General features: G+C 30.7%; 18 protein-coding genes. 14 read left to right on the top strand and 4 right to left on the bottom strand.

What is annotated here, in order from left to right:
* Positions 1 to 97: 97 nt before the first annotated feature.
* From HALO113_RS13640 to HALO113_RS13620, 5 genes are all read left to right on the top strand, one after another.
* The gene (locus HALO113_RS13640) at positions 98 to 763 is read left to right on the top strand and encodes an SCO family protein (protein ID WP_159779646.1); all 666 of its coding nucleotides are present in this window, start codon (positions 98 to 100) and stop codon (positions 761 to 763) included.
* A gap of 73 nt (positions 764 to 836) precedes the next feature.
* Complete coding sequence (locus HALO113_RS13635; protein WP_159779645.1) at positions 837 to 1073, top strand: FeoA family protein; 237 nt, start codon at positions 837 to 839, stop codon at positions 1071 to 1073.
* Between the two features lie 3 nt (positions 1074 to 1076).
* Positions 1077 to 3185: a ferrous iron transport protein B gene (feoB, locus tag HALO113_RS13630; RefSeq protein WP_159779644.1), complete on the top strand. Its 2109-nt coding sequence runs from the start codon at positions 1077 to 1079 to the stop codon at positions 3183 to 3185.
* 39 nt (positions 3186 to 3224) lie between these two features.
* Positions 3225 to 4061 (top strand): hypothetical protein, encoded by an 837-nt coding sequence (locus tag HALO113_RS13625; protein ID WP_159779643.1) that lies wholly within the window; start codon positions 3225 to 3227, stop codon positions 4059 to 4061.
* Positions 4062 to 4073: 12 nt separating this feature from the next.
* Entirely contained in the window at positions 4074 to 4202 is a 129-nt protein-coding gene (locus HALO113_RS13620) for a FeoB-associated Cys-rich membrane protein (RefSeq protein ID WP_159779642.1), read from the top strand.
* On the opposite strand, the gene HALO113_RS13615 is transcribed toward HALO113_RS13620, so the two are convergent.
* The 3 genes from HALO113_RS13615 to HALO113_RS13605 are packed head-to-tail and all read right to left on the bottom strand — an operon-like array spanning position 4199 to position 6118.
* The gene (locus tag HALO113_RS13615; RefSeq protein ID WP_159779641.1) at positions 4199 to 4594 is read right to left on the bottom strand and encodes a hypothetical protein; all 396 of its coding nucleotides are present in this window, start codon (positions 4592 to 4594) and stop codon (positions 4199 to 4201) included. The genes HALO113_RS13620 and HALO113_RS13615 overlap by 4 nt on opposite strands.
* A gap of 55 nt (positions 4595 to 4649) precedes the next feature.
* Entirely contained in the window at positions 4650 to 5468 is an 819-nt protein-coding gene (locus HALO113_RS13610) for a ZIP family metal transporter (RefSeq protein ID WP_159779640.1), read from the bottom strand.
* Positions 5469 to 5470: 2 nt separating this feature from the next.
* A complete protein-coding gene (locus HALO113_RS13605) occupies positions 5471 to 6118 on the bottom strand; it encodes a metal-dependent transcriptional regulator (RefSeq protein ID WP_159779639.1) in 648 nt (215 codons plus the stop codon).
* Between the two features lie 89 nt (positions 6119 to 6207).
* Here HALO113_RS13605 and HALO113_RS13600 point away from each other — a divergent pair, with 89 nt between their 5' ends.
* Positions 6208 to 8457 carry a TonB-dependent receptor domain-containing protein gene (locus HALO113_RS13600; protein WP_370519385.1) on the top strand — a complete coding sequence of 750 codons (2250 nt, stop codon included), beginning with the start codon at positions 6208 to 6210 and terminating at the stop codon, positions 8455 to 8457.
* On the opposite strand, the gene HALO113_RS13595 is transcribed toward HALO113_RS13600, so the two are convergent.
* Entirely contained in the window at positions 8454 to 8939 is a 486-nt protein-coding gene (locus HALO113_RS13595) for a PAS domain-containing protein (protein ID WP_159779638.1), read from the bottom strand. The genes HALO113_RS13600 and HALO113_RS13595 overlap by 4 nt on opposite strands.
* 115 nt (positions 8940 to 9054) lie before the next feature.
* Here HALO113_RS13595 and HALO113_RS13590 point away from each other — a divergent pair, with 115 nt between their 5' ends.
* From HALO113_RS13590 to HALO113_RS13555, 8 genes are all read left to right on the top strand, one after another.
* Positions 9055 to 10203 carry a lycopene cyclase family protein gene (locus HALO113_RS13590; RefSeq protein WP_159779637.1) on the top strand — a complete coding sequence of 383 codons (1149 nt, stop codon included), beginning with the start codon at positions 9055 to 9057 and terminating at the stop codon, positions 10201 to 10203.
* An 83-nt stretch (positions 10204 to 10286) separates the two neighbouring features.
* On the top strand, positions 10287 to 11402 hold the full coding sequence (locus tag HALO113_RS13585; protein ID WP_159779636.1) for a hypothetical protein: 1116 nt from the start codon (positions 10287 to 10289) through the stop codon (positions 11400 to 11402).
* Positions 11403 to 11431: 29 nt separating this feature from the next.
* Positions 11432 to 13453: an FG-GAP-like repeat-containing protein gene (locus HALO113_RS13580; RefSeq protein WP_159779635.1), complete on the top strand. Its 2022-nt coding sequence runs from the start codon at positions 11432 to 11434 to the stop codon at positions 13451 to 13453.
* Positions 13454 to 13570: 117 nt separating this feature from the next.
* Positions 13571 to 13981: a BrxA/BrxB family bacilliredoxin gene (locus HALO113_RS13575; protein ID WP_140997914.1), complete on the top strand. Its 411-nt coding sequence runs from the start codon at positions 13571 to 13573 to the stop codon at positions 13979 to 13981.
* Positions 13982 to 14069: 88 nt separating this feature from the next.
* Positions 14070 to 14804, top strand: coding sequence for a 1-acyl-sn-glycerol-3-phosphate acyltransferase (locus HALO113_RS13570; RefSeq protein WP_159779634.1), 735 nt, complete (start codon positions 14070 to 14072; stop codon positions 14802 to 14804).
* 4 nt (positions 14805 to 14808) lie between these two features.
* Positions 14809 to 15801: an acyl-ACP desaturase gene (locus HALO113_RS13565; protein WP_159779633.1), complete on the top strand. Its 993-nt coding sequence runs from the start codon at positions 14809 to 14811 to the stop codon at positions 15799 to 15801.
* A 71-nt stretch (positions 15802 to 15872) separates the two neighbouring features.
* Positions 15873 to 16517: an HD domain-containing protein gene (locus HALO113_RS13560; RefSeq protein ID WP_159779632.1), complete on the top strand. Its 645-nt coding sequence runs from the start codon at positions 15873 to 15875 to the stop codon at positions 16515 to 16517.
* Between the two features lie 156 nt (positions 16518 to 16673).
* Positions 16674 to 18386 (top strand): alkaline phosphatase, encoded by a 1713-nt coding sequence (locus HALO113_RS13555; RefSeq protein WP_159779631.1) that lies wholly within the window; start codon positions 16674 to 16676, stop codon positions 18384 to 18386.
* Positions 18387 to 18574: the final 188 nt, after the last annotated feature.

The following is an 18574-nucleotide window of genomic DNA, read 5'->3' as shown; positions in this document are numbered from 1 at the left end:
AATATAAATAGATTTGGTTAAAAAAAATTCGGTTTTTAAAAGATTAACAAGTGTATGGCTATTTATATCTTTGAAAACTTTAAATTTGCATTTTGTTATGAAGCTCTATCAAAAAAAACACTTCGGTTTTATACTTTTTTTTTCGATTTTGTGTATTGTAATTTTTATTAGTATATACCTTCTTTTACAACCTCAAAAAAGATTAAAAGTATATACTCCTAGAGATGTAAATCCAGAATTGGTAGATTCTACCATACAACATATTGGTTATAATCATACTATACCTGATTTTGCTTTTACCAATCAAAATGGAAAGATAATTACTCAAGACGATTATAAAGACAAAATATATGTGGCCGATTTTTTCTTTACCACTTGTCCTTCTATTTGCCCAATTATGACAGATAACATGGTTTGGTTACAAGAAAAAATTAAAAACAACCCTAAAGTAATGTTGCTCTCACATTCTGTTACACCAGACATTGATAGTGTTCCTGTATTGAAAGCCTATGCTAATGAAAAAGGAGTTATTGATTCTAAGTGGAATTTAGTAACTGGAGACAAAAAAGACATTTATTATATTGCGAGAAAATCCTATTTAGTTGTTAAAACAGGAAGACCAGAAGAGCTGTATGATATGGTTCATACAGAAAATTTTGTGCTCATTGATCAACAGAGGAGAATTAGAGGGTTTTATGATGGAACAAATTTAGAAGAAGTAATGAAACTTTATGAAGACATCCTTTTTCTTAGTCAAGAATAATAATTTTCTTCAAAACACTCCTACAGTTCCTAAATATTAACTATTTTTGTATTTTAATTCAATCTAAATAAGTTTGGAAAAAAAGTTGTCAGATTTAAAAAGAGGAGAGAAAGCCTACATTAGTGAAATAAATGTGGACGAGATTCCTTTAAAATTACTTGAAATGGGATGTTTACCAGGCAATTTTATTGAATTAATTCAAGTTGCACCTTTTGGTGATCCTTTTTATTTTAACATCAACGATTCTCATGTAGCTATTCGTAAAGAAACTGCTAAACAGATAATTGTTAGCTTAGAAATTAAGATTTAATTCATGTCCAAATCAATTATAAAAGTTGCATTAATTGGTAATCCTAATGTAGGTAAAACATCTGTTTTTAATCAATTAACTGGTTTAAATCAACAAGTCGGAAATTATCCAGGTATCACTGTAGAAAAGAAACAAGGGATTAGTAAACTGTCCGATGCAGTTAAAGCAAAAATTATAGATTTACCAGGAACCTATAGTTTAAATGCAAGTTCTATAGATGAAAATGTGGTTATTGAATTACTTTTAAACAAAAATGATGAAGATTTTCCAGATGTTGCTGTAGTGGTAACCGAAGTGGAAAATATTAAACGTAATTTACTCCTTTTTACCCAAATAAAAGATTTAGAGATTCCTACCATTTTAGTTATTAATATGGCTGATCGAATGTCATTAAAAGGAATTGAATTTGATATTCCTGTTTTAGAAAGAGAATTAAAAACGAAAATTGCTCTAGTAAGTTCTAGAAAAAAAACAGGAATTAATGAATTGAAATCATTGATATTAAATTATGAATCTTTGTCAACTCAACCCTGTTTAAACGCTTCTATAATAGATCCAGAATATTTCAACAATCTTAGAAGGGCTTTCCCTAACCAACTTTTGTACAAGTTATGGCTCGTAATCACACAGGATGTTAATTTTCTAAATCTAGAGCGGAATCAAATTAAAAGTTCGTTTACAAAATCGCATTCCGATTTAAAAAGATTACAACAAAAAGAAACCATTAAAAGATATCAATTTATTAATGATACTTTAAAAATTGGTCAAAAAATTGATGCAACTAAAGCTTCCGATTTAAGAGCTAAATTAGACCGCATTCTTACTCATAAAATTTTTGGCTACTTAATATTTTTTAGCATTTTACTTCTCATTTTTCAATCTATTTTTGATTGGAGTACCGTACCCATGGATTTTATAGATTCCTCTTTTACTTCATTAAGTGCTTATGCTAAAAATCATTTACCAGCGGGTGAATTTACCAACTTGTTAAGTGAAGGAATCATTCCTGGCATAAGTGGTATTGTTATTTTTATTCCACAAATTGCCTTTCTATTCTTATTTATTTCTGTTTTAGAAGAAAGTGGTTACATGAGTCGTGTGGTCTTTTTAATGGATAAAATTATGAGACGTTTTGGTCTTTCAGGTAAAAGTATTGTCCCTTTAATTTCTGGAACAGCTTGTGCTATTCCTGCCATTATGGGAGCAAGAAATATTGAAAACTGGAAAGAAAGATTGATTACTATTTTGGTTACACCCTTTACAACTTGCTCTGCTCGATTACCTGTCTATGCTATTTTAATTTCTTTAATCATTCCTGAAAAAAGAGTATTTGGTTTTTTAAGTTTACAAGGTCTAACACTTATGTTACTTTATTTGATTGGATTTGGAATGGCCGTTCTTTCTGCTAGTATTTTAAATTATTTCCTAAAACTCAATTGTAAATCTTACTTTGTAATTGAAATGCCTTCTTACAAAGTGCCAATGTTTAAAAATGTAGCTTTAAATGTGATAGAAAAAACAAAAGCTTTTGTTGCTGGTGCAGGTAAGATCATTTTAGCATTATCTATTATTTTATGGTTTTTAGGTTCTCATGGCCCAAATAAAGATTTTAAAAATGCGGAAGCAATTGTTTCATCAGAATTAAAAAAAGACAATAATTCTATCGATACAGAACAACTTGAAAATAAAATTAACAGTTATAAATTAGAACATTCTTATATTGGTATATTAGGAAAAACCATTGAACCTGTTATCAAACCATTGGGTTACGATTGGAAAATAGGGATAGCAGTCATCAGTTCTTTTGCCGCTAGAGAAGTATTTGTAGGCACTTTAGCTACTATTTATAATGTGGGAAATCATAGTGAAGAAGAAGTGACTATTAAAAACAGAATGGCTGCAGAAGTACATCCTATAACCGGAGAAAAGATATTCAATTTTGCTTCTGGAATGTCTTTATTACTTTTCTATGCTTTTGCAATGCAGTGTATGTCGACCATTGCTATCGTAAAAAAAGAGACCAATTCTTGGAAATGGCCTCTGTTACAATTTATTTTTATGAGTGGTTTTGCTTATGTCACCGCTTTAGTAGTTTATCAAATTTTAAAATAATTTGGTGTAATTTTTGATAGATATCTTTAAATTTTTCTTATGTATCGAAAAACGACTTTAATAGTTATTCTATTTTGCATGCTTTGTCCATATAAAATTTTCAGCCAAAAAAAAATTGAAAAATCGAAGCAAGAGTTAACAGAAAAATCAGCAGTTAAACAGGAAAATAATTCCACTTCAAGTAAAAATAATTCTTCCTCGAGTAATAACGAAACTTCGGGAGGTCTTGTTTTAGGAATATTTATTGACGCCACTTTTGCTGTTTTTAAATATGGCATTATAGGTGATTATAAAAATGAAGAGCACTTATTTAATAATGTGAGTCGCTATCCCTATTATGACGGCAATTATGGCAATTTCAATAGTGATGATACCCTGTCTAAAAGTAAAATTAGAATTGATATTGAAGATGTTTTTATATATAGTAACAAAAACTTAATGGGAAATCATTTTAAAGCTAAAATTAGACCTTTTCAATATTTTTATTTTCAAACCGATTTTAGACAAATTTATGAGTTTGACTTTACAAATGACACAAAATATCAGCTTTACCTATCTCATTACACTATTGGTTATGATAGAATTAGAATGGATAAATTTAATTTAGGATGGAATCTAGGAATAAGTTATATTGGAAATGAAGTAAGAAAAACTGCTTTTTCATATGGTGTTTCTACTGATTTCTTCTTAGACAAAAATATTAGCTTTTTTGGAAGTGCTAAATGGAGTAAAATAAATAGTAATCCCGTTAATGCTTTTGAATTGCAAAGCAGATTTCATAAAAAAAATTATTTTATTATTTTAGGATTTGAACACCTAAAAATAGCTACTCCTACCTATAATTTTGTAACTTTAGGCGCTGGTGTTTATTTTTAAATTTTACAAAACATGGATTTTCAACAATTTTTAGTTTATGCAATACTTACAATTGCCATAGCTTTTTTAATTAAAAAACTTTTTTGGAAAAAGAAATCTAAAAAATCTAAATCTTGTGGAGAAGATTGTTCTTGCCATTAATCATACTTTATTAACAACTCATAATCAGCATCTTTAATTTCTTGATCTTTTATTCTTTTAGGTAAAACTCCTATAAATGTAATTGGTTTTTTACTGTAATTATTTGCCCAAATGATGTTTTTTTCATTAGTTTGAGAATTAACAATTAATTCTTTATCCTCAATTAAAATATTCTCTTTAAATACAGAAACAATTATTTCTACTTGCCCTTCCCAAACACAATTCAACCCTTCTGGGCACCTAGAATCAGCAATTACTTTTTTTAATTTTAATTCATAGCCTTCATTTATATACTTTTCTTGGTTTTCTGTTTTTTGATTATCGGAAGCTTCATTTTGTTTAGAAGAACATTGTGTCAAAAAAACAGATAATAGTATGACAATGGTTTTCATGTGTTTCATTTTTATGTTTGTTTGTTTATCAAAAATACATAATTAATTTCATTAATTATCCCAAAGCCACATCTAAACTCATCATTACAATAAAGCCGCCAATAAAACCCAAAGTAGCTATATCGGTATTCTTGTCTTGCTGAGTTTCTGGTATTACCTCTTCAACTACTACAAAAATCATTGCTCCTGCAGCAAAAGCTAAAGCATAAGGAAGCATTGGAGTAAAAAAGGATACGGCAACAGCGCCCAATACTCCTGCTATAGGTTCAACAATGGCAGATGCTTGTCCATACATAAAACTTTTTCTTCTACTCATACCCATTCTTCTTAAAGGCATGGAAACTGCAATACCTTCTGGAAAATTTTGAATTCCTATTCCTATAGCCAAAGTAACAGCACCCGCTATGGATGCTTCTGGTATTCCAGCTGCAACACCTCCAAATAATACACCTACAGCTAGTCCTTCAGGTATATTGTGAAGAGTTATGGCTAAAACTAACAAAGTGGTTCTTTGCCAAGGAGATTTTATTCCTTCTGTTTCTTTAAAGTTGATATGCAAATGAGGTAATGTTTTATCTAATGCAAAAAGAAACAAAGCTCCCATTAAAAATCCAATAGCAGCTGGTAGCACTTTAACAAACCCTTCTCCCTCGCTCATATCTATTGCAGGTGATAATAAACTCCAATAACTGGCCGCAACCATAACACCTCCAGTAAAACCTAACATACCATCCAAAATAGTTCTATTCATATTTTTAAAAAAGAACACGAATGAAGCACCAGCAGCAGTAACTAACCAAGTAAATAAAGTAGCATATAAAGCAGCTATAATAGGGTCTATACTTTCTAAATATTGAATTAATTGTTCAAACATAATTATTGTACATATAAATTAATAGCTATTTTGTTTGAAAGAATTACTTCTTTCTTATCCACTTCAACTTTAATTAATTCGTCAAAGGTATCTTTCTCTAAAATCTTTATTTCTGAACCCAAAGTAATCGTTTGCTTGTCTAAATATTGCAAAAAATCTGCCGAAGAATCTTTAACACCTACACATTTACACATTATTCCTATTTGCATTTCGGAAAGTAATTGTTTTTCTTGTTTTTTTATTTCTCCTTTTTCATTGGGTATTGGGTCTCCATGTGGGTCAAAAGCTGGAAAATCTAAATAAGCATCTAAACTATTAATTAGTTTTTCCGATTTTATGTGTTCTAATTCTTCCGCGATTTCGTGTACTTCGTCCCAAGTAAATTGTAATTTTTCAACTAAAAAAACTTCCCACAAACGATGTCTTCTTACAATTTTTTTGGCTTGCAATAAACCATTATTTGTTAAAGATACACCTTGGTATTTTTTATAGGTTACCACATCTTTCTCTGCTAATTTCTTAAGCATATCTGTTACGGAAGAAGCCTTAGTATCTAACATTCCAGCAATAGCATTAGTATTAACTCCTTTTGGGGAAACCAATGATAAATGATAGATAACTTTTAAATAATTTTCTTCAGAAATTGTCATTTTAAAATAAAATTTAACCAAATATAATAATTATATTCTGTTGTTTTAAAAAATATTTTTAGTTTTGTCTAAATTTTATTTTTATTATTTTGAAAAAAATACTTGTCTTTCTATTACTAATTAATTTTTCTGTTTTTGGACAAACCACTATTACGGGCAAAATAACGGATAAAAAAGATCCTTTAGACTTTGCTTCTGTTTCTATACCAGAACTTAATAGGGGTGTAAATACCAATGAAAATGGAATGTATGTTTTAGAAAATATACCTAATGGCAGTTATACCATTCATTTTTCGTTCATTGGTTATAAAACAAAAAAGAAAATAGTGGTTATAGATAATAATATTTCGATTATTTTAGATGTTGTCCTTGAAGAAAACCAAAGCTTAGATGAAGTTGTTGTTACAGGAACGCTCAAAGCCGTTTCAAGATTGGAAACACCTGTTCCTGTAGAAGTATACACCGCTGCTTTTTTGAAAAAAAATCCAACACCTAATATTTTTGAAGCCTTACAAAATGTAAATGGTGTAAGACCTCAACTGAACTGCAATATTTGCAATACGGGTGATATTCATATCAACGGATTAGAAGGGCCATATACAATGGTAACAATTGATGGAATGCCTATCGTAAGTGGTCTTTCAACGGTGTATGGTTTGTCTGGAATTCCTAATTCTTTAATTGAAAGAATCGAAATTGTAAAAGGTCCAGCTTCTTCATTATATGGAAGTGAAGCAGTGGGTGGTCTTATCAATATTATTACTAAAAGTCCAACGACTGCACCCGTACTCTATGCGGATTTTTTTAGTACGTCTTGGTTAGAAAACAATCTTGATTTAGGTGCAAAATACAATTTAGGTAAAAAAATGCATGCGTTATTAGGATTAAATTATTTCAATTATAATAACCCAGTAGATAACAATCATGATAATTTTACGGATGTGACCCTACAAGACCGAATTTCAATTTTTAACAAATTGAGTTGGGACAGAAAAAGTGAGAAAGAATTTTCAATTGCGGGTCGTTTCTTTTATGAAGACCGATGGGGCGGCGAAATGCAATGGAACAAAAGTTACAGAGGTGGTGATGAAGTGTATGGAGAAAGTATTTATACGAAACGATATGAATTTTTAGGTAAATATGAGCTACCCTTTATAAAAAATGTTACAAGCTCCATATCTTATACGAATCACAATCAAAATTCGGTATATGGAACAACTATTTTTAAGGCAAAACAAGAAATAGCGTATGGTCAGCTTACTTGGGACAAAAAAATTACAAATCACGATTTTTTGGTAGGAATCGCCTATCGCTATCAATTCTATAACGATAACACCACAGCAACAAAAGCACCAGAGAAAAATAAGATAAGTAGTGTTTTCGTTCAAGATGAAATAAAATTATCTGAAAGACATCATATTCTTCTTGGATCCAGATTGGATTATCATTCGATTCATGGCTTTATTTTTACACCAAGAATTGCTTATCGATGGAAACCTACTAAAAATGATATTTTTAGAATAAATGCAGGAACTGGTTTTAGAGTAGTTAATTTATTTACAGAAGAACATGCCGCATTAACAGGATCAAGGGACGTTATTATTAAAGAAAATCTAAATCCCGAAAAATCTTTCAACATCAATTTTAATTACTTAAAAAAAGGTTCAATAGGAGATAATATTCAATCTGTAATGGAATTTTCTAGCTGGTATACTCATTTTAAAAACCAAATCATTCCCGATTACGACACGAATGCCAATCAAATTATTTATGCAAATTTAAATGGCTATTCGAAAACCTATGGTGTTACTGGAAATGTAGAATTTCTTTTCCCATTTGGTTTAAAAACAATGACAGGATTTACCTTGTTAAATTCTAAAAACAAAAGAGATGAGATAGTATCAACCCCTATTTTAACAGAAAAATTTAGTGCTACTTGGGGTATTTCTTACACGCTTTCTAAATGGAATGCAACATTTGATTATACAGGAAATGTGTATGGACCCATGCGATTACCACTTTTAGGTGAATTAGATCCAAGAAGTGAATACTCTCCTTTTTGGAGCATCCAAAATATTCAATTTACCTATAAGAATAGAAATAATTTTGAATGGTATGTAGGGATTAAAAATCTATTAAACTGGACACCTAATAAAAAAAATCCTTTTTTAATAGCTAGAGCTAATGATCCGTTTGATAAAGATGTCGATTTTGATACCAATGGAAATCCTATGGCAACACCTAATAATCCTTATGCTTTAACTTTTGATCCTAGTTATGTGTATGCGCCAAATCAAGGAATTCGTTTGTTTTTAGGAATACGATATTCTCTGCTTTAAGCTGTTTTTTCAAAAGCAATATAGTTTAAAAAAACACCTTCAGAATTAAATTTTGGATAGGCTTCAATGTTACAAAAATACGTTGCTCCATTTTTCTTATAATTCAAAATAATCGCTTGAAAAGGTTCACGCTTACTAATCGCTTTACTTATTTTTTTTGTGGTTTCTAAAGAAGTTTCATTCCCTTGAAACATTTTTGGGGAATTGCCGATTAGTTCTTTGTGATGATACCCATTCATCTGGATTACATTACTAGAAGCAAATACAATTTTAAAATCAGAATCAGTTACAATAACAGAAAGATTATTATCTTTCTTAACTTTTGCAAAATCAACTTTTTGCGACCAATACTTCTGAATTTCATTGAACTCTTTTTGTTCTGCTCTTGGTATTTGGTAAAACTCCCATGAAATTATTGGCAGTGGTAAAAGAGACAAGCTCTCTTCATATTTAGCCCAAGCTTTATCATATTCTTTAAACATAACACATCACTTTACTATTCAAAAATAATGCATTTTTGAATTAAAAGGCTATTTAAGAGCAGGTTTAACGTTTGTTTGACCAAAAATAAAACCGTAAATTCAATATCTTTGGAGAGTGAAACACTACAATTATATATTTTCTGGTACAGGTTTAGCCGCGTTATTAACAGTTTATGAAATGAGCTTGTCTTCTTATTTTAAAGAAAAGACGATACTTCTCATTGATATAGAAGCCAAAAAAACCAACGACAGAACCTGGTGTTTTTGGGATGAAACCCATCTTTTTGATGCTATTGTTTCTAAAAAATGGGATAAAATTTCTTTTATTACTTCTTCTGAAAATAAAAAATGGGGAATTTCTCCCTACTCCTACAAAATGATAAAAGGGATTGATTTTTATGAATATATTTTTAATTTAATTCGTCAAAATCCTAATATTACTTTTCTTAAGGACGAAGTTCTTTATTTTGAAGATCTTGACAATCAATGTAAAGTAACTACAAAAAGTAGCACTTTTTCTTCAGATATTCTATTCAATTCCATATTAAAACCTGAAATTGTAACTTCTCAAAAAAAATATCCTTTACTACAACAACATTTTATTGGCTGGTTCATCAAATCTAAGGAACCTGTTTTTGATTCAGATACGGCTACTTTCATGGATTTTTCGGTAAAACAAAATAATAATACCCGTTTCATGTATTTACTTCCTTTTTCAAAAAATGAAGCTTTATTAGAATATACTTTATTCTCCAAAAAGCTCCTTAAAAAAGAAGAGTATGAGCAAGAAATTAAAAATTATATTCAAAAAATAGGAATTACAGCATATGAAATTCTTGAAAAAGAACAAGGGAATATTCCTATGACTAGCTTCCCTTTTTGGGAACAAAACACAAATAGTATTGTTCATATTGGTTCTGCCGGTGGTTGGACAAAAGCGAGCACGGGTTATACTTTTAAAAAAGCCTATAAAAAAGCTAAAAACTTAGTGCAACTTCTACAAAAAAAGGATATTGATTTTAGTAATCAAAAAGGACTTGTAAAAGATAAATTTTGGTATTATGACTTATTATTCATAGATGTTTTGTACCAAAATAATGAAATGGGAGCGCAATTATTTTCCGATTTATTTCAATCAGGCAATCCAAAATTAATCTTTAAATTTCTAGATGAAGAAACAACATTTTTTGAAGATTTACAGGTGATTTGGAACTGTCCTAAAACCCCTTTTCTAAAAGCACTTCTATCTAGACTCATTCAATAAAAACAAGGTAATTGTCTAAATATAAGTTATTTGTATTAATTTAATTATATTTGTTTTACAACTAAAAAACTAAATTTACAAATATGATTAAAAAATACTATCTGACCTTAGGTCTGATGGTGTGTTCGGTATTACTGTTTTCTTGTAGTGATGATGACTCTAATTATACTGAAATACCCTCACCTGAAGTTTCTCCAGTAACCGTTAACTTGCAGCAAGTACCATACAATAAATTATCTGAATATCATTTCTTTGAAGGACTATTAAAAAATCAATCTCCCTCTCTTGATGTATTACCTTACGCTCCTGCAAGTAGCTTATTTTCAGATTATGCCCACAAAAAAAGATTTGTATGGATGCCAAAAAACACTAAAGCTACTTATAATGGAGATGATAATATTTTAGAATTTCCGATAGGAACTGCTCTTATAAAAACTTTTTATTATGATAATGTTTTACCAAATCATACACAAAAAATAATTGAAACCAGAATATTAATTAGAAAAACAGAGGGATGGAAAGCTTATGATTATATTTGGAATGAAGAACAAACAGAAGCTAATTTAGATACGGCTGAACAAGGTGTCTTTATTCCTATTGAATGGTCTGAAAATGGAATACCTAAAAATACTACTTACAAAATTCCTTCTCAAACAGAATGTATTACTTGTCATAAAATAAATCCAAATCAATCTCAAAATGGTGAAATAACTATTCCAATAGGTGTAAAACCTCAAAATTTAAATTTTGGTTATAATTATGGTAATGAAACTATAAACCAATTGGAAAAATGGAAAAACGTTGGTTTTTTAGATACTAATACTCCTACCAATATAAATGCTACTGTAAATTGGGAAAACACAAATGAACCATTAGAAAAAAGAGTACGTTCCTATATTGATATTAACTGCGGGCATTGTCATCGAACAGGCGGACATTGTGACTATGTGGATATTAGACTTAATTTCAGCAATACAAACATCAATACTTTTGGACTTTGTATGACTCCACTATTTAGTATTCAGAATGGTCCTTTTGTAATTAATGGAGGTGATGCAGATCATTCAGAAATGATTCAGAGAATAAGTTCAACTGAAGAAAGTATTATGATGCCTATAATTGGAAGAACATTAGTACATGAAGAAGGTTTAGAATTAATTCGAACATGGATTAATTCCTTACCAGCAGATTGTCATTAGAATTAAACAACACAATAAAAAACCATAATATGAAAAAAACAATACTTCTTCTTTTCTTGAGTCTTTCTCTGCAATCCTTCGCTCAAGACACTTGTGCTTCAGCACCCGTTATAACTGCTGGAACTTACACGGTAAATCAAATTGATGGAACAGAAGCTCCAACGAGTTGTATTAATAGTACCAATGCAACAGCTGGTGAATGGTACAAATATATTCCATCAAATAGTTATACTGTAACTATAACAACCGATTTACCCGTTAACATCTGTAAAGATACTAGAGTTCATATATATACTGGGGATTGTTCCAATCTTATTTGTGTAACTGGTGATGATGATTCTGGAGACATTCAATGTAATAATGGAAATACAAATTCCTATCTATCAAGAGTAATTTTCAATACTATTCCTGGCACAACTTATTATATTGCTTTCGACAACAGATGGAGTGCCTTGGGGTTTGATTTTCAATTATCTGAAGTTCCTTATGTAGCTCCACCTGTAAGTTTTACCCAACAAACAATTCCTTCAAGTGCTACGATTTGTTGTGTAGTGGATATGAACGGAGATTATCTTGACGATATTGTTACGGTAAGTTCAAATACTATGACAATTTTAAAACAAAATATAAGCGGTGGTTTTACTACTTCAACCATATCTCTACCTGGTTTAACAGCTACGCCTACTTGGAGTATTGCGGCTGGAGATTATGATAAAAATGGTCTTAACGATTTGGTTTTTGGGAGTGGAAGTCGTCTAACCATAATTAAGGCAGACGCTACAGGGCTAAATTACTCCGAAGTGCCTTATCCTCAAAATATTTTTACACAAAGAACAAATTTTGTTGATATTAATAATGATGGAAATTTAGATTTATGGGCATGCCATGATGTGGCTCAAAGTCATGCATATAGAAATATGGGCTCTGGAGATCTTGTCTTCGATATTTCATTGATGCCGACTTTAGCAGTAGGAGGCAACTATCAATCGATGTGGTCTGATTACGATAATGATGGGAATATTGATATGTACCTTGCCAAATGTCGTGGCGGTGCACCTGTGGGTGATGCACAAAGAATTAATCTTTTGTACAGAAACAATGGCGATGGTACTTATACTGAAACTGGTGCAATAGCAGGTATTAATGATGGGGCCCAATCTTGGTCAACAGCAATTGAAGATTTTGATAATGATGGTGACATGGATTTCTTGTTATCAAATATTTCAGACACCAATAAATTCTATCTTAATAATGGCGATGGCACATTTACTGATATTTATACATCTACTGGTATTGATCCGCAAGTAGGTTCATGGGAAATTCAAGCAGCTGATTTTAATAACGATGGTTGGATTGATTTTCTATGGCAAAACGGAAAAGAATTGTATATTAATAATGGAGATTTAACCTTTACTGGATATGATTTAAGCTTTAGCGAAGGTGGAATTGGCGATTTAAACAATGATGGTTTCTTGGACGTACAAATAGGAAATATCGTTTACTATAATACAACTAATACAAATCATTGGATTAAAGTTAATTTAGAAGGAATTGTTAGTAATCGTAATGGTATTGGTGCAAGGGTTGAAATCTATGGTAATTGGGGAAAACAAATTAGAGAAATCAGAAGTGGTCATGGTTTTAGTCATCAAAGTACGATGAATGCTCATTTTGGAATTGGTTCAGAAACAACCGTTAATCAAGTAATTATTAGATGGCCTTCAGGAATTGTTGATGTAATCAATAATCCAAATATAGACCAAGCATTAACAATACTAGAAGGTTCTTCTCCTTTAAGTGTTGCTGATTTCTATAAAGATGAGTTTGAATTGTATCCAAATCCAAGTAGCGATTATATTAATATAACTAATTCAGAAAAATTAAATGTAAAATCAATCACTATTTATGGCATGCATGGTGCGTTAATAAAAAAACTTACGGATGTAGCATCTAAAATTAAAATTAACGATTTAAAAGAGGGAATTTATATTTTAACCTTAGAAACAGCTGAAGGTGAAAAATTCTCTAGAAATTTTGTTAAGAGAAATTAAAGTTCTATTTAGTATACTCATTTTTATAATAAGCGATAACAAATCTTTATGATTTAATTAGATATTCAATTGTTTAATCTTTGTAACTTTGCAACATTAATTAAAATACAAAGAATTATGTATCCAGAAGAAATGGTAAAACCAATGCGTGCAGAACTTTCTGAAGCAGGTTTTAAAGAATTATATACAGCAGCAGACGTTAAAAACGAAATTCAAAAAGAAGGCACTACTTTAGTAGTAGTGAATTCTGTTTGTGGTTGTGCTGCAAGAAATGCTCGTCCAGGTGCAAAAATGAGTTTAGATGGTGCTAAAAAACCTTCTAATTTAATTACAGTTTTTGCTGGTGTTGATAAAGAAGCTGTTGATGCAGCAAGAGAAGAAATGTTTCCTTTTCCTCCTTCTTCACCCAGTATGGCTTTATTTAAAAATGGGGAATTAGTTCATATGCTTGAGCGTCATCATATTGAAGGTCGTCCTGCGGAATTAATTGCAGAAAATCTAAAAGACGCATATAACGAATATTGTTAATTTTAAAAAACAAAATTACAGGAAAACCATCTTTTACTGATGGTTTTTTTGTTTTATATAGTACCTTTGTTAAAAAGTTATTTGTGTTATGCAAAAGATTCTTTCTTATCCCATTTCTATAGTATATTATCTACTATTTTTATTTTGGCTGTGTGTTTTTCACGTAATTCAATGGATATGTTTAAACGTTTTCGGTTATAATGCCCATCGATGGAGCGTAGCCATTCTGAATTTATTTTTGGTACGAACCACTCATTTGTTAGGAACTACTTATGACTTTAAAGGCAGAGAAAAATTACCTAAAAACCAACCTTTAATTATTGTTTCCAATCATCAGAGCTTGTATGATATTCCTCCTTATATTTGGTTTTTAAGGGCTTGGCATCCAAAATTTATTAGTAAAAAAGAATTAGGAAAAGGAATTCCAAGTGTTTCTTATAACTTAAAACACGGTGGTTCTGCTTTAATTGATAGAAAAGATGGAAAACAAGCCTTGGCAGAAATAAAAAAATGTGCAGAATTTATCAATAAAAACAACTATTCTGTCGTTATATTTCCAGAAGGAACACGCGCAAAAAAAGGAGAACCAAAACCTTTTTCTGTAAATGGTTTAAAAATGCTTTACAAATTTGCTCCTGATGCCTATTTTGTTCCTGTGACTATTAACAACTCATGGAAATTAGCTCGTTATGGAACTTTTCCATTAGGACTTGGAAATCGATTGGAATTTCAAGTTCACGAACCTCTAAAAATTTCGGAGTATACTTTTGAAGAAATTTTTGAAAAAACGGAAAAAGTAATTACAGATCATATTAAAAAATAAAAAAATGTCCCTAAAAAATGTTCGCTTAGAAGTAATGCAGTTTTTGGAAAAAAAAATTGATTCCTTCGTGGAAGAATTTTTAATTCCAGTTGAAAAAATTTGGCAACCTAACGATTTACTCCCTAATTCTCAAAATGAAAAATTCTTTGATGAAGTTACCGAATTAAGAGAGATTGCAAAAGAATTACCTTATGATTTTTGGGTAGTTTTAGTTGGAGATACCATTACAGAAGAAGCTTTGCCTACTTATGAGTCTTGGTTAATGGAAGTTGATGGTGTTAGCCAAGAAAACGGTGGAAATGGTTGGAGTAAATGGATTAGACAATGGACCGGTGAAGAAAATCGTCATGGAGATACTCTTAATAAATATTTATATTTATCGGGAAGAGTAAACATGAGAGAAGTAGAAATGACAACACAACATCTAATCAATGATGGTTTTGACATTGGTACGAGTAACGATCCTTACAAGAATTTTGTTTATACGAGTTTTCAAGAATTAGCCACTTACATTTCACACAATCGAGTAGCACAAATGGCTAAGAAATTTGGTGATAATAAGTTGTCTAAAATGTGTCGTTTAATCGCAGGTGATGAAATGCGTCACCACCAAGCTTACAGTACTTTTGTAAACAAAATCTTTGAAGTAGATCCTAGTGAAATGATGTTGGCTTTCCAACACATGATGAAACATAAAATTACAATGCCTGCTCATTTTTTAAGAGAATCCGGACAAAAAATAAGTACGGCTTTCGAACAATTTTCAGATGCAGCGCAACGAATTGGGGTTTACACGGCAAATGATTATGTAGATATCATGCAAAAACTCATTGACAAATGGCAAATTGATAAAATTACTAACCTAACTGATGATGCTGAAAAAGCAAGAGATTTCTTAATGAAATTACCTGCAAGAATGGCTCGTGTTTCTGAAAGATTAGTAATACCAGAAACAGGTCATGTCTTCAAATGGGTGCAACCCGCTTTAGTAAAATAATAGTTTAAACTCTAAATAAAATTCCAAATTCCATGTATTAATGATAGAATTTGGAATTTTTCTGTATAAAAATGACAGTAATAGATACAACCATTCTTTTTGTAAAAGAACAACTACAAAACGCTGAAGGTGGCCATGATTGGTTTCACATTGAACGTGTTTATAAAAATGCTTTATTAATTGCCAAAAAGGAAGAGTGCAATCTTGAAATTGTAAAACTAGGCGCTTTATTACATGACATTGCCGATAGTAAATTTCATCAGGGAGATGAAACCATTGGGCCTAAAACTGCCCGTGATTTTTTGGTGAGCCAAAATGTTGCAGCAGATACCATAAATGCCGTAGTAGCTATTATTGAAAATATTTCTTTTAAAGGAGGTAATTTTGAAAAAAAATATACTTCTAAAGAATTAGAAATCGTACAAGATGCTGATCGATTAGATGCATTAGGAGCTATTGGTATAGCACGTACATTTAATTATGGAGGGTTTAAAAATAGAGCGCTGTATAACCCAGAAATTCAACCGAATCTTAACATGAGTAAAGAAGAATATAAGAAAAGTGAATCGCCTACTCTAAATCATTTCTACGAAAAACTACTACTTTTAAAAGATAAAATGAACACCAAAACGGGTAAAAAAATAGCAGCTGAGAGACACCGATTTATGGAGCAATTCTTAGCTCAATTTTATGCCGAATGGGAAGGCGAAAAATAATAGTATACTACTAATTTAATCATGATTTATTGTTTTCTTAAAGATCTCCTTATTTACAACAGTCATTATAGACTTATTTAATCTTTCCTTAATCATTCGGTAAAAGCTTTATAATTCTAATATTTGAATTTTGCTTTAAATTTAAATATAGTAGTAATGAGCCAAAATTCTTTATCAAGAAGACGATTTTTAGTCAATTCCATTTTAACCACAGGAGGACTTCTTTTAGCTCCAAATTTTATAAGCTGTGATGATAATAGCATTTTTTTTAGCATCCCAGAAGATTATACTCCAGATAATTTTGCTCATGGTGTAGCTAGTTTTGATCCTACCCACGATCAAGTTATCATTTGGACCAGATACAACACTAACAAACCTGAAGTGAAAATTTATTGGCAAGTAGCTTATGATAGTCAATTTACAGCTATTTTTAGAAGTGGTGAAGTAATTACTGATAATACTAGAGATTATACTTTAGCTATCGAACTTCAAAATTTAGAAGCGGATAAAAAAATATACTATCGTTTCTTTAATCAAGAAGACAGAAGTGTTTCTGTTGTGGGAGAAACTATTACATTACCAATTGCAACTGATAATATAAAATTAGCTGTTTGTTCTTGTTCCAATTATCCAGCTGGTCTTTTTAATGTCTATAAAGCTATGGCTAATTCTGATGCTGACATTATAGTGCATCTAGGGGATTATATTTATGAATATGGTCAAGACCAATATGGGACTAATGAAAATACAGTTGCATTAGGTAGAGAACATCTTCCTACTAACGAAATTATAACTTTAACAGAATATAGAACTCGTTACAAGCAATATCGTTCAGATAAAAATTTACAATTGGCTCACCAAAAAAAACCTTTTATTTGTGTTTGGGATGATCACGAAATTGCAAATGATACTTATAAAGATGGAGCTGAAAACCATCAACCCAATGAAGGGAGTTTTGAAGCTAGAAAAGCAGATGCGATTAAAGCTTACAGTGAATTTTTACCTTTGCGTTCAAACGATACTAGCTTAATTTACAGAAGTTTTAACATTGGTAATCTTGTAAATTTAATTATGTTAGATACACGTGTGGTTGCTAGGGATAAACAATTAGATTATGCCAATTATATTGATGGAACTGGTAATTTTAATAGTGCTAGTTTTCAAACCGATTGGTTAGATTCTACACGTACTTTACTTGGTACAACACAACGAAATTGGCTAATTTCACAAGTTACTAGCAGTTCTGCACATTGGCAAGTTTTGGGTCAACAAGTTTTAATGGGTAAAATGTTCATTCCTGCTGAAATGTTATTAAGTTTAGGAGCTGTTGTAGGTGGTTCACCTGCTGCTTTGCAACAATTTCAGCAAACCCTAACAGAATTAGTAACTATTAAATTACGCTATCAAAATGGTGATCCAACACTTACAAGTACTGAAATTGAAAGAATAACTACTGTTCTTCCTTATAATTTAGATGCTTGGGATGGTTATCCCGTAGAAAGAGAAATTTTATACAATAGCTTTGCTGGTAAAAAAGTAGTTTGTTTAGCTGGTGACACTCATAATGCTTGGTACAATAATTTAGTTGATAATAGTGCTAACGAGATAGGAAAAGAATTCGCTACTTCTTCAGTAACATCTCCTGGTCTAGAATATTATTTAGGAATTAATGCTACTAGTATTACTGGCTTTGAAAATGCAATGCAAATTTTAATTAATGATCTTAATTATGTAAATGCATCTGATAGAGGTTATCTTACTTTAACTTTCACGACAAATAATGTAGAATCCAAATGGAATTTTGTGAATACTGTTTTTGACGAAAACTTTTCAGAAAATACAGAAAGAATAGAATCTTATTCCATTTAATTTTTCTTATAAAAACAAAAGGCGGTTTGAAAATTTCAAACCGCCTTTTTTAATTATAAATTGTCTTGTCCTGAAATAGCGATACACAAATTTCATCGTTATGGAAACACCTCAAGAAATTAGCTATGTAAAGCGTACTCAGAAAGACTATTCCATGTCTTTAAAACTTCAAATTGTTCAAGAAATAG

The organism is Flavobacterium sp. 9AF (assembly GCF_902506265.1).
Lineage (GTDB): Bacteria > Bacteroidota > Bacteroidia > Flavobacteriales > Flavobacteriaceae > Flavobacterium.
Note: the sequence above shows the minus strand (reverse complement) of the source record. Positions and strands in the feature narration are given on the sequence as shown.

Excerpts from the sequence above, each read along its gene's own strand:
- HALO113_RS13640 (WP_159779646.1), top strand. The coding sequence starts at position 98 with ATGAAGCTCTATCAAAAAAAACACTTCGGTTTTATACTTTTTTTTTCG.
- feoB (WP_159779644.1), top strand. The coding sequence starts at position 1,077 with ATGTCCAAATCAATTATAAAAGTTGCATTAATTGGTAATCCTAATGTA.
- HALO113_RS13625 (WP_159779643.1), top strand. The coding sequence starts at position 3,225 with ATGTATCGAAAAACGACTTTAATAGTTATTCTATTTTGCATGCTTTGT.
- HALO113_RS13620 (WP_159779642.1), top strand. The coding sequence starts at position 4,074 with ATGGATTTTCAACAATTTTTAGTTTATGCAATACTTACAATTGCCATA.
- HALO113_RS13615 (WP_159779641.1), bottom strand. The coding sequence starts at position 4,594 with ATGAAAACCATTGTCATACTATTATCTGTTTTTTTGACACAATGTTCT.
- HALO113_RS13610 (WP_159779640.1), bottom strand. The coding sequence starts at position 5,468 with ATGTTTGAACAATTAATTCAATATTTAGAAAGTATAGACCCTATTATA.
- HALO113_RS13605 (WP_159779639.1), bottom strand. The coding sequence starts at position 6,118 with ATGACAATTTCTGAAGAAAATTATTTAAAAGTTATCTATCATTTATCA.
- HALO113_RS13595 (WP_159779638.1), bottom strand. The coding sequence starts at position 8,939 with ATGTTTAAAGAATATGATAAAGCTTGGGCTAAATATGAAGAGAGCTTG.
- HALO113_RS13585 (WP_159779636.1), top strand. The coding sequence starts at position 10,287 with ATGATTAAAAAATACTATCTGACCTTAGGTCTGATGGTGTGTTCGGTA.
- HALO113_RS13580 (WP_159779635.1), top strand. The coding sequence starts at position 11,432 with ATGAAAAAAACAATACTTCTTCTTTTCTTGAGTCTTTCTCTGCAATCC.
- HALO113_RS13575 (WP_140997914.1), top strand. The coding sequence starts at position 13,571 with ATGTATCCAGAAGAAATGGTAAAACCAATGCGTGCAGAACTTTCTGAA.
- HALO113_RS13570 (WP_159779634.1), top strand. The coding sequence starts at position 14,070 with ATGCAAAAGATTCTTTCTTATCCCATTTCTATAGTATATTATCTACTA.
- HALO113_RS13565 (WP_159779633.1), top strand. The coding sequence starts at position 14,809 with ATGTCCCTAAAAAATGTTCGCTTAGAAGTAATGCAGTTTTTGGAAAAA.
- HALO113_RS13560 (WP_159779632.1), top strand. The coding sequence starts at position 15,873 with ATGACAGTAATAGATACAACCATTCTTTTTGTAAAAGAACAACTACAA.
- HALO113_RS13555 (WP_159779631.1), top strand. The coding sequence starts at position 16,674 with ATGAGCCAAAATTCTTTATCAAGAAGACGATTTTTAGTCAATTCCATT.